This is a genomic window from Priestia sp. P5_B4 (assembly GCF_056400385.1).
In genome coordinates this window covers 1-970 of the sequence record NZ_JBFULJ010001166.1, presented here as the reverse complement: position 1 = coordinate 970, position 970 = coordinate 1, and the positions used below count along the sequence as shown (strand labels likewise).

The 970-nt window shown below is 31.5% G+C and carries 1 protein-coding gene; it reads left to right on the top strand.

Annotated elements, in window-relative coordinates:
* Positions 1-321: 321 nt before the first annotated feature.
* Positions 322-970: hypothetical protein (locus AC1DRF_RS29650; protein WP_477742525.1), on the top strand; the 649-nt coding region annotated here is incomplete at its 3' end.

Genomic DNA, 970 nt, shown 5'->3' with positions numbered 1-970 from the left:
GGGGTTGAAATATCACATTAACTCTAAGTATAGAATTATATGTTAAAGTAAATAACCGTTTTCTAAACAGTGAAACGGTTTTTACTTTTTTTCTAATTAGTTTCATTGCGCGTCAGATAAAAGGTCTAATAATTAAGTAATTGTTAGTAAAACTGCGGATAAGAGGTTTTTAAAGCTGCTACTAATAGATAAAATACTGTTGCTTTTAATGGTTCATCTATAGAAAATTTGATAATTTTACTAAAATCGTTCTCTTGGAGTACATAATATATGCTATCATTGTTGGGTGAAAAAACTACATACCAAAAAAAGGAGAAACAAATGAAAAAATTAAGAAGAATCGGCCTAGGACTTGTAGCATCTTTGCTATCTATTAGTTTAGTAGCTTGTGGGTCAACAAAAGAAGAACAAAAACAAGAATCTGCTAAGCAAGAGCAGAAACAAATGGGGAAAGAGCAGAAGAAACTCGAACAAAAACTCTCTAAATTAGAGAGTGAGTATGAAGAATATACAAAAGAAAAAGGATATATGGAATCTGATGATTATCTTGTTTTTGAAGCAGACTTTAACATACTTGCAAAGTCAATTGAAAGCAAGAATATTCTTCAAGGCGATGATGGTGAACTAGACAAACACTTAAAAGACTTAAAAACTGAGATAGACCATTTAAGTAATAATCAAGCAATAAAAGCTCAAAAGCGTTACGGTTCGGCAGTAGATGTGTACGAGGCTGCAATAGGTACTCATATGCATATTGTATTAACTAAAGCCGATATTACTCAGCACTTTAATGCAGTAAACACTATTGAGTTAGACAAAGATTTTAATGCAGATAGCTACGATTATGAAAAAATTGATGCAGACGCCACTCAGGCTATTAAGTCTATACAAGGAATGCCTATGAAAAGAATAAAGTTTATTAAGGAAGAGTTGGAGAAATATAAAGCTAGCTTTAGTACTGAAGAATATA